Consider the following 12,787-nt stretch of genomic DNA (forward strand, 5'->3'; position numbering starts at 1 on the left):
GATCGCGGCCATCCGGCCTCGCGTCGCTCGTGTCCACATCCATAGTGTGAATCACGAACCGACCCACAGGGGAAGCCCTTTCTCAAACGGTCTCTGAAATGTTGTCGAGGAAAGCGGACGAGACGTTGATGCCGCGTCCCTGCTCCAGCCACGTGTACCAGGTCAGCCCGACGCCCGCGAGCGCCGCGACTTCCTCGCGCCGCAGGCCCGGGGTGCGGCGGCGTTTTCCAAGTGGCAGCCCGACGTCGAGCGGCGACAGGCTCTCCCGGCGCCGGCGCAGGAAATCGGCGAGCCCGGTGCGCGTGCGGTCGAGGCGATGGTCCAGCATGTCGGTCACAGCAACAGCATAACTTCTTCCATAGTAACAGCCTAAGCGCCGTGACATGCAGCTTCAAGAACCATGGAGCTGCCATGTCTGCTGACCCGTTCCTGCCCGCATCCGCCGCTTCGGGCGCGCAAATCTCCCGCCGTCCCTCACGCCTTGCCCTCGCCATCCTGATGCTCGGCGGTTTCATCACGGTCTTCGACCTGTTCGTGGTCAATGTCGCCATACCCTCGATGCAGGCCGACCTCGGCGCAGGCTTCGCGGAAATCGGCTTCGTCATCGCCGGCTATGAACTCGCCTTCGGCGTGCTGCTCGTCGCCGGGGGCCGACTCGGCGACCGGTACGGCCGCCGCCGGCTTTTCGTGCTCGGCATGCTCGGCTTCGCCGTGACCTCCTTCCTGTGTGGCGTGGCGCCGGACAGCACGAGCCTCATCGTCGCGCGCTTCCTGCAAGGGGCGACGGGCGCGATCCTGTTCCCGCAGGTCTATGCGCTGCTGCGCGTCCTCCACGACGACGCCGGCCGTCGCCGCGCCTTCGGCCTGCTCGGCATGACGCTGGGGCTCGCCGCCATCGCGGGGCAGGTGCTCGGCGGGCTGATCGTCGAGGGCGACCTCTTCGGCCTCGGCTGGCGCGTCGTGTTCCTCATCAACCTGCCCATCGGGCTGGCCGCGGCCCATCTGAGCAGGGCAATTCCCGAATCGCGCCTGCCCGAGGCGACCGCCGTCGACTGGGCCGGCATCGGCCTTGCGACGCTCGGCCTCACGCTCCTGCTCGTCCCCCTCCTGGAGGGACCGAACGCGGGCTGGCCGCTCTGGACCTGGGGCTGCCTTGCCGCTTCGGCCCTGACGCTCGCCGCCTTCCTGGTCTGGGAGCGGGACCTCGCCCGGCGCGGCGGCGGACCGGCCATCGATCTGGCGCTGTTCGCGAACCGCGGCTTCGCGGCCGGCGTGATCGTGGTGCTGGCCATCTACTCGACGGCGACATCTCTCTTTCTCTGTTTTGCGCTGCTCGTCCAGTCCGGGCTGGGGCTGTCGCCCTTCGCGGCGGGCTGCCTGTTCGCCCCGGCGAGCGTCGGCTTCGTCGCGGCGTCGCTGACCGCGCCGAAATGGGCGGCACGCTTCGGCGACGGCGCCATCGCCGGCGGCGCGCTGGTCTATGCGGCGGGTATCCTGTGGCTGATCGTGCAGGCCGGCGCGCTCACGGGGCCGGGGGACGCTCTCAGCCTCCTGCCGGCGCTCGTTCTGCTCGGCTTCGGACAGGGCCTCTCCATGACGCCGCTGCTCAACCTTGTCATCGGCTTCGTGGAGGAGCGCCACGCCGGCATGGCCGCGGGCATCGTCTCCACCATGCAGCAGGTCGGCGGCGCCTTCGGTGTCGCCGTCGTCGGCATCTTCTTCGTCGCCCTGCTCACAGACCACCCGGCAGGAGCCGGGCCGGATGCAGAGCGCTACGCGGCGGCGTTCGCGGGCGCCATGGTCTACAACCTCGCGGCTGTCGCCTTCGCGGCCGCGCTGGTCCTGTGGATTGCGCGCAGGAGGAAGCCCGCATGAGCACGGGCGGGGGACCGGCGCGCGAGCGATCCCCCGCAGCCGGTCACCAGACCCTCCCGACCGCCTGCCGTCGCACATCACCGCCCGTGGCTTTCCGCGACCATCTCGCCCAGGATGACGTCGCCGCGCTCGCGGCGGCCCCTTGCCGCAAGTGGCGGCTCAGCCGCCGGTGCCCATCCGGTAGCGCTCGCCGCGCATGAGGAGGCGGCCGTTGTGGGTCGCGATGCCGAGTTCGAGGCTCTCCGCGATCGTCTTCGCATGGGTCGTGAAGCGCGCGGCCGCGGCGGGCGGGCAAAGGTCGCGCGCCGTCTCCTCGAACAGCGCCAGCCAGCGGTCGAAGTGGCGCGCATCGACCGGCAGCGGCAGGTGCTTCGCCATCGGCCGGCCGCTGTAGCGCCCGCTCTTCAGCACCACCGAGGACCAGAAGGCACAGATCTGCGTAAGATGCGGCTCCCAGTCGACGATACGGGCGGCAAAGACGGGCCCGATAAGGTCGTCATTGCGGACCCTGGCATAGAAGGCCCGTACCAGCCGCTCGATCATCGCCTCGTCGATGCCGGTCTCGCCGGTGCTGTCGCCGCGCGTGCTCTGTTCGGGTTCCGTCATGATTGTTCCGCGCCCATGGTCGACGGGCGGCACCATATCAACGGCCGTCCTCCTGCAGAACCCTCGGCCCGCAACGGGTCATGGCGTCTCTTTGCCGCTGGTGTCCTTGCGGGGGCGTAGCTGCCCTTCCGCGTCGGGGCGCGGAAAATAGACGTGCCAGCCCGAAACGCGCGCGTCCGCGACGCCGGCATGAACGGGCCTGAAACACCAGGGGCAGCGCACGGCCGCGCGTGGCACGCTGCGGCTGCACGCATCACAGAACAATATCCGGGCACCAGTCGTCACGGCTCGACCTCCATGCGCGCCGATGCGCGCCACAACACAGCGATGGTTCGGTGTGCGGGGGTCCCGGAGCGGGTGCGGCGCTCGCCTTCTCGTCAGGCGTCAGCGCTCCCGGTCCGGGTGACGACATGCGTCAGCCGGAGGAAGCGAATCGAATGTCTGCGCGCGCCGTAGGTCATGAGCCCTGAGTGGACGACGATTGGGGCCATTTGGAGGATTTTGCCTGGCCCGCCCGGCCATTCGCGTGGCGGCTCAACCGCGCCCCTCCTTGTGCAAATCACGAGGCCCGGCGCCAATGCCGACGGAACGGGCTTGCCCGGGCCGCGGCGCCGGGCGAGAAACGGCGAGCCGTCGAACAGCGCGGCGAGAGATCGACCGGACGGTTGGCTGTGCGCGAGGGCGCCCGGCCGCCGTTTCAGGCAGGGAGCATGGGTGTGGAGAAACTCGTCATCACGCTGGCCGGCATCAGCTTCGACGCGCGGCTCGAAACCGAGAAGGCGCCGGCGACCTGCGCGGCCTTCCTGAAGCATCTGCCCTTCCGCAACAAGGCGATCCACGTGCGCTGGAGCGGCCAGGCGGTCTGGATCCCGCTCGGTGATCTCCAGTTCGGCGTCGGCTATGAGAACGCCACCTGCTATCCGGCGCCGGGCGAGGTCGTGCTCTATCCCGGCGGCGTGAGCGAGACGGAGATCCTGCTCGCCTACGGCCGCGTCGCCTTCGCCAGCATGGCCGGCCCCCTCGCCGGCAACCACTTCCTGACCATCACCAGCAACCTCGACAAGCTGCCCGAGCTCGGCACCAAGGTGCTGTGGGAGGGGGCGCAGGACATCTCCTTCGAGCGCGTCTGAAGGCGTCAGCCTTCCGTGCGGCCGCGGCCGAGGTAGAGCTCGGCCGCCCGCTCGTCGGCGAGCAGCGTCGTCGCCGCTCCTTCGAGCGCCACCTTGCCGCCGTCGAGGATGCAGCCGCGATCCGAGATGGCGAGCGCCTGGCGGGCGCGCTGCTCGACCATGAGCACGGTGACGCCGAGCGACGGCAGCCGCGCGATGAGCGAGAAGACGTCGGCCACGCGCGCCGGCGACAGCGCCGCCGTCGGCTCGTCGAGGATCATCAGCTTGGGCCGCGGCATCAGCGCCCGGGCGAAGGCGAGCTGCTGGCGCTCGCCGCCCGAGAGGCTGCCGGCCCGCGTGCGCCGCCGCTCCCCGAGCAAGGGAAACAGCGCGAACAGCTCCGCGATGCGCGCCTTATGGTCCTTAACGCCCTGCACCACCTGCAGGTTTTCCAGGATGCTGAGCGAGGGGAAGATGTTGGCGACCTGCGGCACGTAGCCGATGCCGAGGCCGATGCGGTCCTCCGCCGGCAGGCCGAGGATGTCGCGCCCGTCGATGCGCACGGCGCCCGAGACGCGCGGCAGGAGGCCGACGATCGCCTTGGCGAGGGTCGACTTGCCGGCGCCGTTGGTGCCGGCCACGGTCAGGATCTCGCCCTCGCTGAGGGAAAGATCGATGCCGTTGAGGATGTCGACCTCGGAATAGCCGCCCCTGAGGTTGTCGATGGCGAGGATGGTCACACTGCGCCTCCGAGATAGGCTTCGCGCACGCGCGCATCGGCGAGCACGGCGTCCGGCGCGCCCATGGTGAGAATGCGGCCCTGGTCCATGACGTAGAGCTGCGGGGCGAGCCGCGTCAGCGCCTCGAGGTCGTGCTCGATGACGAGGAAGCCGATGCCGCGGCCGTTGAGCTCGCGGATGCGTTCCATGATCTCGCCGATGAGCACGGGATTGACGCCGGCGAAGGGCTCGTCGAGGAGGATGAGCCGCGGCTCGACGAGGAGCGCCCGGCCGAGCTCGACGAGCTTCTTCTGCCCGCCCGAGAGCTTGCCCGCCGGCTCGTCGGCGACCCGCTCCAGCCGCAGGAAGCGGATGACCTCGCTGACCGCCTCGGCGAGCCTCTCCTCCTCCTCGCGCACCTTGCCGGGGCGGAAGAAGAGGCCGACGAGACTCTCGCCGGTCTGGCCGGGGGCGGCGGCCATCATGTTCTCGCGCACCGTGAGGTGGGCGAATTCGCGCGGCACCTGGAAGGTGCGCACGAGGCCGGTGCGGGCGCGCCCGGCGGGGTTCAGCCCGTCGAGGCTCCTGCCGTCGAACCCGATCGCGCCCTCATCCGGCGGCATGAAGCCGGAGATGACGGAAAAGAGCGTCGACTTGCCGGCGCCGTTCGGGCCGATGAGGCCGACGAGGGCGCCCATGGGCACCTCGAGCGAGACGCCCGAGAGCGCCTTGAAGCCGCCGAAGGCCTTGGAGATGTTGGTGACTTGGAGGCTCATCGCTTGGTGAAATCCCCCATGAGGCCCTGCGGGCGGTAGATGGTGAAGAGGACGAGGAGCAGCCCGACGACGCCGATGCGCAGCGAGGCCATCTCCACTTCCGAGACGCCCGGCACGATGTCGCGCAGGAAGCGCGAGCCTTCCAGGAAGAGCATCAGGAGGCCCGTGCCGACGATGGCGCCCGAGACGCGCCCGACGCCGCCGATGATGATGGCCATCCACACGTAGAAGGTGACGAGCGGGATGAACTGGTCCGGCACGATGTAGGTGATGTAGTGGGCGTAGAAGGCCCCGGCGATGCCCGCGAGCGCCGAGCCGAGGATCAGCACCTGGATCTTGAAGCCGGCCGGATCCTTGCCGAGCGCCTGAAGCGCCTCCTCGTTGTCGCGGATGGCCTCGATGACGCGGCCGAACGGGCTCGCGACGATGCGGCGCATGGCGTAGATCGCGACGAGCGTGACGGCGAGGATGACGCCCATGACGGCGAGCTGCGCGCCGATGCCCACCGAGATGGTCTCGAACAGGCGCGGAATGCCGGGGATGCCCTGCACGCCATTGGTGAGCCACTTCTCGCTGGTGATGACGAGCCGCACCGTCTCCGAGAAGCCGAGCGTGACGATGGCGAAATAATCGTCGCGCAGCCTGAGCGAGATGAGGCCGATGGGCCAGGCCGCGAGGCCCGCCGTCACCGCCGCGGCGGGGATGGTGAGCGCGAGCGGCAGGCCCTGCAGCGAGAGGAGGGCGGAAGTGTAGGCGCCGATGGCGAAGAAGCCGACATGGCCGAAGTTGATGAGGCCGGTGAGGCCGTACTGCAGGGTCAGCCCCAGCGACAGGAGCATGTAGATGAGGGCGATGATCGCGATCGCCGCGAGATAGGCGTCCATCAGCGCACTCCCTCGATGCGTCCGAAGAGGCCGCGCGGCCGCACCAGGAGCACGGCGAGCAGCACGACGAAGGACAAGGCGATCTTGTAGGTGAAGCCGACGAAGGGCGTCGACACCTCCTGCGCCACGCCGAGCACGAGCCCGGCGACGACCGCCCCCACCGGGCTGCCGATGCCGCCAAGGATGGTGGCGGCAAAGACCGGCAGCAGCATCTCCCAGCCGACCTCCGGCGAGACGATGGTCTTGATGCCGAGCATCATGCCGCCGACCGCCGAGACGCCGCCGGTGATGAGCCACATGGCCGTCATCACCCGCTCGGGGCGGATGCCGGAGACGCGGGCGAGGTCCCGGTTGTCCGCCACGGCGCGCATCTGCCGGCCGATGGGCGTGAGATAGAGGATGGCGAAGACGGCGGCGAGCGCGACCGCGGCGACCGCCGCCAGCTGCAGGTCGAGCGGGTTGATGGCGAGCCCGGCGACGCGGATCGGCCGCGACAGGGGCACGTTGAACACCTGCTGCTGGTGGCCGAAGGCGACGCCGAGCCCGGCCCGGATCATGAAGCCGATGCCGATGGAGGCGACGAGCAGCGACACGACCGAGCGCCCGGCGAGGCGCTTGAAGACGGTGAGATAGGCGAGCAGCGCCAGCACCGCCGCGCCACCGATGGCCGCGATGCTGCCGAGCGCCAGCGAGCCGCTGGCCTTGTGGACCGTGAGCGCCGCATAGGCGCCGAAGGTCATGGTGTCGCCCGTCGCCGCATTGGGAAAGCGCGCGATGCCGAAGACGAGGGTGAGCGCCAGGGCGCCGAGGCCGACCACGAGCCCCTGGACGAGGCCGTTGACGGCGAGTTGAGCGTAGAACAAGGGACCATCCCGCCCGGTTGAACGACGGCCCGGGCCGGCTGGTGCCGGTCCCTGCGCCGATGGCAAATCTCGTGCCCGCCTCCGCCGTCATGCCCGCGTCGCGGGCATCCACGCCTTGACAGTCGGGCAACGTCAAAGGCGTAGATGGCCGGGACAAGCCCGGCCATGACGCCGCTAAGGAGGCAGCGTCGCCGAGAGCCGCCTCAGATCTGGACGACGTAACGGCGGTTGAGCTTGCCGCCCTCGATGAAATAGGCGCCGAAATCGGGCGTGACGTCGCCGTGCTGGTCGAAGTCGAGCACCGAGGAGGCACCTTCGTAGTTGATCTTGCCGGCCTTGAGCGCCTCCTTGCCCTCGGCGAAGGTGGAGACCTGCTTGCCGTCCGGGTTGCCGACCTCGCGCAGCTTGGCGACGACGGCGGCCATGTCGGCCGTGCCGGCGGCCTCGATGGCGAGCGCCAGCACCGTCATCATGTCCCACGTCATCGCGGCATAGACGTTGTTGGTGCCGGCCTGGCTCATCGCCTTCTGGTAGGCCGCGTCGTAGGCCTTGAAGGCTTCGGCGCCCTCGTTGGAGACGGAATCGACCGAGATGATGCCCTCCGTCACCTCGGCGCCGAGCGCCTCGATGAGCTGCGGGTTCGCCGCCCAGCCGGGGATGACCCACTTGACCGGCTGGCCGGTCTGGAACCATTCGCGCAGGATGATGGTGGTGTCGGCGATGTAGGAGCCGGTGACGATGACGTCCGGGTTCGCCGCCAGCACCTTCATCAGCTCGGAGCGATAGCTCGCCTGGTTCGGCTCGTAGACGACGCTCTCGACCACCTCGCCGCCCTTGGCCTTCCACGCCTTGGTGAAGCCCTCGGTGTTGCCGATGCCGGAGGCATTGTTGAAGGCCATGGTGGCCGGGCGCTTGAAGCCTTCCTTCTCGCAGATCTCGGCGAAGGCGCGGCCGAAGCGGTCGTTGGTGGCCTGGAAGCGGAAGCCGAGGCCCTTGGCATTGGCCGGCGGCACGGAGAGGGCCGGCGCGCCCGAGCAGTGCATCAGCGGGATGCCGGCGTCGTTCGTCAGCGGGATGACGGCGAGCGACACGCCCGAGGACCAGGTGCCGAGGACGGCCTGCACCTTGTTGACCTCGATGAGCTTCTTGGCCGCGAGCACGGCGGCCTGCGGATTGGTCTGCGTGTCCTCGGAGACGATCTCGATCTTGCGCCCGCTGGCGCCGCCGGCGGCGTTCACCGCCTCGGCGGCGGCGACGATCATCTTCTGCATGCCGGAGCCGTAGGGCCCGCCGACGCCCGTGACCGGGCAGAGCGCGCCGATGCGGATCACGTCGGCGCCCTGCGCGCGGACGATGGAAGGAGCGGCGACAAGCGCCGCACCGGCGGCGATGGAGCCCAAAAATTCGCGTCTGGTCGTCTTCATGGCATGTCCTCTGGTTCTTCGGTTCTTCAGTTCTTGGCTTCTTGGGTTATGCGTCGAGCGTGTTCTTGACGAAGCGCCCTTCCTTCATGATGGCGGGCATCGACCGTCCCTGGCCCGTCAGCAGGGCAAGGTCGTCGAGCGGGTTGCCGTCGACGACGATGAGATCGGCATAGGCCCCCGGCGCGATGCAGCCGATCTTGCCCTCCATGCCGCAGAGCCGCGCCGCATCCACCGTGGCCGAGCGGATGACGTCCATCGCCGGCAGCACGCGGCCGCGGATGACGAATTCCTCGGACTGGTGGCGATGCATGGCGCCGAGCAGGTCGGAGCCGTAGGCCATGGTCACGCCGGCGGAATGGAGGATCTCGAGCGAGCGCAGGCCCGCGAGGCGCACGTCGTCGATCTTGGCCACCGAGCTCTCCGGCAGTCCGTAGTCGGCGCCCTCGTTCTTCAGCGCCTCGTAGGTGACGAGCGTCGGGCAGGCGACGGCGCCCTTTTCGGCCATCAGCTTCGCCGTCTCGGTCGTGACGAGGTTGGCGTGCTCGACGGAGTGCACGCCGCATTCGATGCCGCGGCGGATGGCCTCGTCCGTGTAGAGATGGGCCGAGACATAGGTCTGGGCGTTGCTCGCCTCCTCGACGATGGCCGTCACCTCCTCGCGCGAGAAGCCCATGAAGGCGATAGGGTCGGTGGGCGAGGCGACGCCGCCGTTGGCCATGATCTTGATGAACTGGGCGCCGGCCTTGATCTCCTCACGGGCGGCGAGGCGCACCTCGCTCACCCCATCGCAGATGCGGCCGAGGGAGCCGAGCTTGCGGTCGAAGGCGTGGCGGTCGCGCACGTCGTAGCGGCCGCGGAAATCGCAGTGGCCGCCGGTCTGCGACAGGGCCTTGCCGCAGATGACGAGGCGCGGCCCCTCGAAGAGCCCTTCCTCCACCGCCTGCTGCAGGCCGAAATCGGCCCCGCCGACGTCGCGCACGGTGGTGAAGCCGCGCATCAGCATGCCGCGCATGATGACGGAGGCATGGGCGGCGACGAGCGAGTCGGGCAGGAGCGCGTTGCGGCCGAGGTTCGCCTCGGAGGCGATGACGTGGACGTGACAGTCGATGAGGCCGGGCATCAGCACCTTGCCGGCGAGGTCGAGGACGCGGGCGTCCTTCGCCCGGAGCGGCGCGTCGGAGACCTCGCGGATGTGCCCGTCCTCCACCAGGACGTTGACGCCCTCGCGCGGCACGTCGCTCGTGCCGTCGACGATGCTGGCGTTCTGGAAGATGGTGATGCTCATGGTGCTCCCTGGGTTTCTTGCGGTTGCGCCCGCCGGACCCGGCGGCGCCATCTGATCCTCAACTCTTTCGGGCGGTCCCCGTGCGCGCTGGCGCGGCCGCGGCGACGCCTTCCGTGGCCTGGGCCGCCTCGTCTCCGGGGCGGAACTCGCGCTTGACCTGCTGCTTCCAGAAGGCGAGCAGTTCCCGGAAATAGGCCGGGTCGTCCTTGACCGGGGTCTGGGCGATCATGCCGCGGATGAGGCACATCGAGGCGTTCATGAGGACGAGCGCATGGTCGACGTCGACGCCCGCCTGGCCGGCGAGCTCGGCCCAGACGGCGTTGAGCCCGGCATGGAACTCCTTGACGACCGGAACGATGGCCTCGCGGAAGTCTCCGTTGTGGCGGGCCTCCGGCAGGTATTCCATCGTCACGTAGAACAGGCGGTCGTTCATCATCTGCCAGAGGAAGTCGACGATCTCGTCCGTCGAGCCGCCGGAGCGGCGGATGTCCGCCGCCATCTCGTGCAGGGAGGCCGTGCTCTGGCGCAGCATGTGCGCCACCGCGGCGACGATGATCTCTTCCTTGGAGCTGAAATGATGCGTCAGCGCCCCGCGCGAGACCCCGGCGCGCTCGGCGATGTCGGTCGTCGACATGCGGTAGAGCCCGCGGTCGTGCAGGAGGTCGATGGTCGCCTCGAGCAGGCGCGCCACCGTGTCGGCGCTGCGCTCCTGCTGGGTCCGTCGCTGTCGGCGCTGGCTCATGGTGCCCCCTTTTGGCCACAAGAATGAATCGCTTAAAAGAAACCGTCAATCCTGTTTGTACAGACACGTCTGTTTTTATTTATGCCGCCGCTGCGGTCTGGACGGGCGGTTCAGCGCTGATGCGGGCGCTGCGGCGCGGCGGATGACTTTCGCGCTTTCGCATGGCAAGCCGGATCCCGGCCTATTGGCGGCGAGCCGCAGGAGATGCGATGTGACGGCAAGACCGATCGTGATGTTTCCGGATCCACGCCTGCGCCAGGCCGCTTCGCCCGTCGCCGCGTTCGACGAGGCGCTGCACCAGCTGGCGCAGGATCTCCTCGATACGATGCGGGCCGCGCCGGGCATCGGCATCACGGCGCCGCACGTCGGGGTTCTCCTGCGCCTCGTCGTCATCGATCTGCCGGGCGGCGAGGGGCCGCGCTTCTATGTCAATCCGCTCGTCGAGTGGGCTTCGGCCGAGACGGCGCGCCACGCCGAGGGCAGCGTCTCGATGCCCGGCGTGAGCGAGGAGGTGGAACGGCCGGCGCGCGTGCGCGTACGCTTCCGGACGCTCGACGGCGGGGAAAAGGTCGAGGAGGCCGACGGCCTTCTCGCCGTGTGCCTGCAGCACGAAATCGACCAGCTCGACGGCCTGTTCTGGATCGGCCGCCTGTCGCGCCTGAAGCGCGAGCGCGCCGTGCGCCGCTACGAGAAGCTGCGGCGGGTGTCCTGAAGCAATAGGACCCTAGGGCGACGAAGGCGTCCGCAGCTGCGCAAGGGCATGGCGGAAGGTCTCGCTGACGGCGAATTGCGGATCCGCATAGCGCGGGTCGGGGACGACCGGCATTTCGAAGATCACGTCCGCGCCCCCCGGGAAGGCGAGTTGCAGCGTCAGGCCATAGTAGCCGCCCGCTTCCGACGTCCGCACCACGATCCGGCAGCTGGCGAGACGGCCGATCGCCTGCTGCAGATGGTCGATCTCCCGCAGGATGGCGGCGAGGATCGCGCGGCTCGACGCGATGCCGTCAAAATCGATCTCGACTTGCGTGTCCACCGGTGATCCATGCGTTGGCTGGCCACCCCCGTCTCGATCACTAGCCGGCTCGGCAGGCCGCTGCCTTGCGGCAAGTCAAAACCGGCCGGCCGGGAGTCGGCACGATGTCAGCGGCTGCTTCAACGCAAATTGAACGACGATTGCCAGCCAAGTGCCCGGCGGTGGGACGACGGGGGGCGGCAAAGCGGTTCGATCTCGTCTAAGAAGGCAGTAGAGGCTGTGACCCGGCGCCGGGGGATTGTCCGCATGAATCGCTTGATCGCTCTTGCCGTGGCGGCGGGTTTTTCCGCCATGGCCGCCCTCCTGTCCCAGCCCGCCGTTGCCGAGGGCGAGCGCGACTGGCAGGAGACCGTGGCGTCCGCACGCGGCGAGACCGTGCACTTCAATGCCTGGGCGGGCGATCCGCAGACCAACGCCTTCATCGCCTGGGTCGGCGATCTCGCCAGGGAGCGCTACGGCATCAGCATCCGGCACGTGAAGCTCGCCGACACTGCCGAGGCCGTGACCCGCGTCGTGACGGAGAAGGCGGCGGGCCGCGATAAGGGTGGCAGCGTCGACCTCATCTGGATCAACGGCCCCAATTTCCTGTCCATGAAGGAGAAGAGCCTGCTCTTCGGCCCCTTCGCGGAGAAGCTGCCCAACTGGCGCCATGTCGACAGGACGAAGCCCTCGAACCTCACGGATTTCACCATCCCTGTCGAAGGCTATGCCGCGCCCTGGCGGCTGGCGCAGGTGGTCTTCCTCTACGATTCGGCCCGCACGCCGCTTGCGACACTGCCGAAGACGGTCCCCGCCTTCCTCGACTGGGCGAAGGCCCACCCCGGCCGGCTGACGCATCCCCATCCGCGCGATTTCCTGGGCGCCACCTTCCTCAAGCAGGCGCTCGTCGAGCTCGCCGCCGATCCCGCCGTGCTGCAGCAGCCGGCGAGCGAAGCGACCTTTGCCACGGTCACGGCGCCGCTCTGGGCCTGGTACGACGCGCTGCGCCCGCACCTGTGGCGCGGCGGCCAGGATTTTCCGGTAACCGGCACGGCGCAGCTCGCGATGCTCACAGACGGCGAGATCGCCCTCGCAATCTCCTTCAACCCGGCCGATGCCGCCGTCGGCATCAGGAAGGGCAGCTTGCCGGAAACGGCGCGCGTCTACGTGCTCGACGGCGGCACCATCGGCAACACGAGCTTCGTCGCCATTCCCTTCAATGCCGCGCACAAGGCGGCGGCGATGGTGGTCGCGGACCTCCTGATGTCGCCCGAGGTGCAGGCGCGGGCGCAGGATCCGGCCGCCATCGGTGCCGTCACCGTCCTCGACCTCGCCGGCCTCTCCGATGGCGAGCGCGCCCGCTTCGCGCCGCCTCCCGATGCGGTCGGCCTGCCGACCAATGCCGAGCTCGGCACCCCGCTTCCCGAGCCGCATCCGAGCTGGATGACGCGCCTCGTCGCGGAGTGGGAGCGGCGCTATACGCGCTGAGCCG

At 69.2% G+C, this 12,787-nt stretch carries 14 protein-coding genes; 4 read left to right on the forward strand and 10 right to left on the reverse strand.

Going from position 1 to position 12,787, the window contains the following annotated elements; all coding sequences use genetic code 11:
* Positions 1-82: 82 nt before the first annotated feature.
* Positions 83-328, reverse strand: a complete 246-nt coding sequence (locus GGR16_RS20130) for a helix-turn-helix domain-containing protein (protein ID WP_425486587.1) — start codon at positions 326-328, stop codon at positions 83-85.
* Between the two features lie 83 nt (positions 329-411).
* Between GGR16_RS20130 and GGR16_RS20135 the strand changes: the two genes are divergently transcribed.
* On the forward strand, positions 412-1,875 hold the full coding sequence (locus GGR16_RS20135) for an MFS transporter (RefSeq protein ID WP_246373215.1): 1,464 nt from the start codon (positions 412-414) through the stop codon (positions 1,873-1,875).
* Between the two features lie 159 nt (positions 1,876-2,034).
* Here the strand turns inward: GGR16_RS20135 and GGR16_RS20140 are convergent, their stop codons facing one another.
* Complete coding sequence (locus GGR16_RS20140) at positions 2,035-2,481, reverse strand: group III truncated hemoglobin (RefSeq protein ID WP_183317793.1); 447 nt, start codon at positions 2,479-2,481, stop codon at positions 2,035-2,037.
* Between the two features lie 710 nt (positions 2,482-3,191).
* Between GGR16_RS20140 and GGR16_RS20145 the strand changes: the two genes are divergently transcribed.
* Entirely contained in the window at positions 3,192-3,611 is a 420-nt protein-coding gene (locus GGR16_RS20145) for a DUF3830 family protein (RefSeq protein WP_040404561.1), read from the forward strand.
* A gap of 5 nt (positions 3,612-3,616) precedes the next feature.
* Here GGR16_RS20145 and GGR16_RS20150 read toward each other — a convergent pair whose 3' ends face one another.
* The 7 genes from GGR16_RS20150 to GGR16_RS20180 all read right to left on the reverse strand — a co-directional run bounded on the left by GGR16_RS20150 (position 3,617) and on the right by GGR16_RS20180 (position 10,283).
* On the reverse strand, positions 3,617-4,330 hold the full coding sequence (locus GGR16_RS20150; RefSeq protein ID WP_019402515.1) for an ABC transporter ATP-binding protein: 714 nt from the start codon (positions 4,328-4,330) through the stop codon (positions 3,617-3,619).
* Positions 4,327-5,085, reverse strand: a complete 759-nt coding sequence (locus GGR16_RS20155; RefSeq protein ID WP_019402514.1) for an ABC transporter ATP-binding protein — start codon at positions 5,083-5,085, stop codon at positions 4,327-4,329. Before GGR16_RS20155 ends, GGR16_RS20150 begins: the two co-directional genes overlap by 4 nt.
* Positions 5,082-5,969, reverse strand: a complete 888-nt coding sequence (locus GGR16_RS20160) for a branched-chain amino acid ABC transporter permease (RefSeq protein WP_019402513.1) — start codon at positions 5,967-5,969, stop codon at positions 5,082-5,084. Before GGR16_RS20160 ends, GGR16_RS20155 begins: the two co-directional genes overlap by 4 nt.
* Positions 5,969-6,832, reverse strand: coding sequence for a branched-chain amino acid ABC transporter permease (locus tag GGR16_RS20165; RefSeq protein ID WP_019402512.1), 864 nt, complete (start codon positions 6,830-6,832; stop codon positions 5,969-5,971). The genes GGR16_RS20160 and GGR16_RS20165 overlap by 1 nt, the downstream gene beginning before the upstream one ends.
* A gap of 203 nt (positions 6,833-7,035) precedes the next feature.
* Positions 7,036-8,256, reverse strand: a complete 1,221-nt coding sequence (locus tag GGR16_RS20170; protein ID WP_019402511.1) for an ABC transporter substrate-binding protein — start codon at positions 8,254-8,256, stop codon at positions 7,036-7,038.
* Between the two features lie 46 nt (positions 8,257-8,302).
* A complete protein-coding gene (locus GGR16_RS20175; RefSeq protein ID WP_019402510.1) occupies positions 8,303-9,541 on the reverse strand; it encodes a metal-dependent hydrolase family protein in 1,239 nt (412 codons plus the stop codon).
* A 58-nt stretch (positions 9,542-9,599) separates the two neighbouring features.
* The gene (locus tag GGR16_RS20180) at positions 9,600-10,283 is read right to left on the reverse strand and encodes a TetR/AcrR family transcriptional regulator (RefSeq protein WP_050996624.1); all 684 of its coding nucleotides are present in this window, start codon (positions 10,281-10,283) and stop codon (positions 9,600-9,602) included.
* A gap of 211 nt (positions 10,284-10,494) precedes the next feature.
* On the opposite strand from GGR16_RS20180, the gene GGR16_RS20185 reads away from it, so the two are divergent.
* Positions 10,495-10,995 (forward strand): peptide deformylase, encoded by a 501-nt coding sequence (locus GGR16_RS20185; RefSeq protein WP_183317794.1) that lies wholly within the window; start codon positions 10,495-10,497, stop codon positions 10,993-10,995.
* A gap of 12 nt (positions 10,996-11,007) precedes the next feature.
* Here the strand turns inward: GGR16_RS20185 and GGR16_RS20190 are convergent, their stop codons facing one another.
* Complete coding sequence (locus tag GGR16_RS20190; protein ID WP_019402507.1) at positions 11,008-11,316, reverse strand: hypothetical protein; 309 nt, start codon at positions 11,314-11,316, stop codon at positions 11,008-11,010.
* 246 nt (positions 11,317-11,562) lie between these two features.
* Here GGR16_RS20190 and GGR16_RS20195 point away from each other — a divergent pair, with 246 nt between their 5' ends.
* A complete protein-coding gene (locus GGR16_RS20195; protein ID WP_183317795.1) occupies positions 11,563-12,783 on the forward strand; it encodes an ABC transporter substrate-binding protein in 1,221 nt (406 codons plus the stop codon).
* Positions 12,784-12,787: the final 4 nt, after the last annotated feature.

This window comes from Chelatococcus caeni (assembly GCF_014196925.1).
In the GTDB taxonomy this organism is placed as follows: domain Bacteria; phylum Pseudomonadota; class Alphaproteobacteria; order Rhizobiales; family Beijerinckiaceae; genus Chelatococcus_A; species Chelatococcus_A caeni.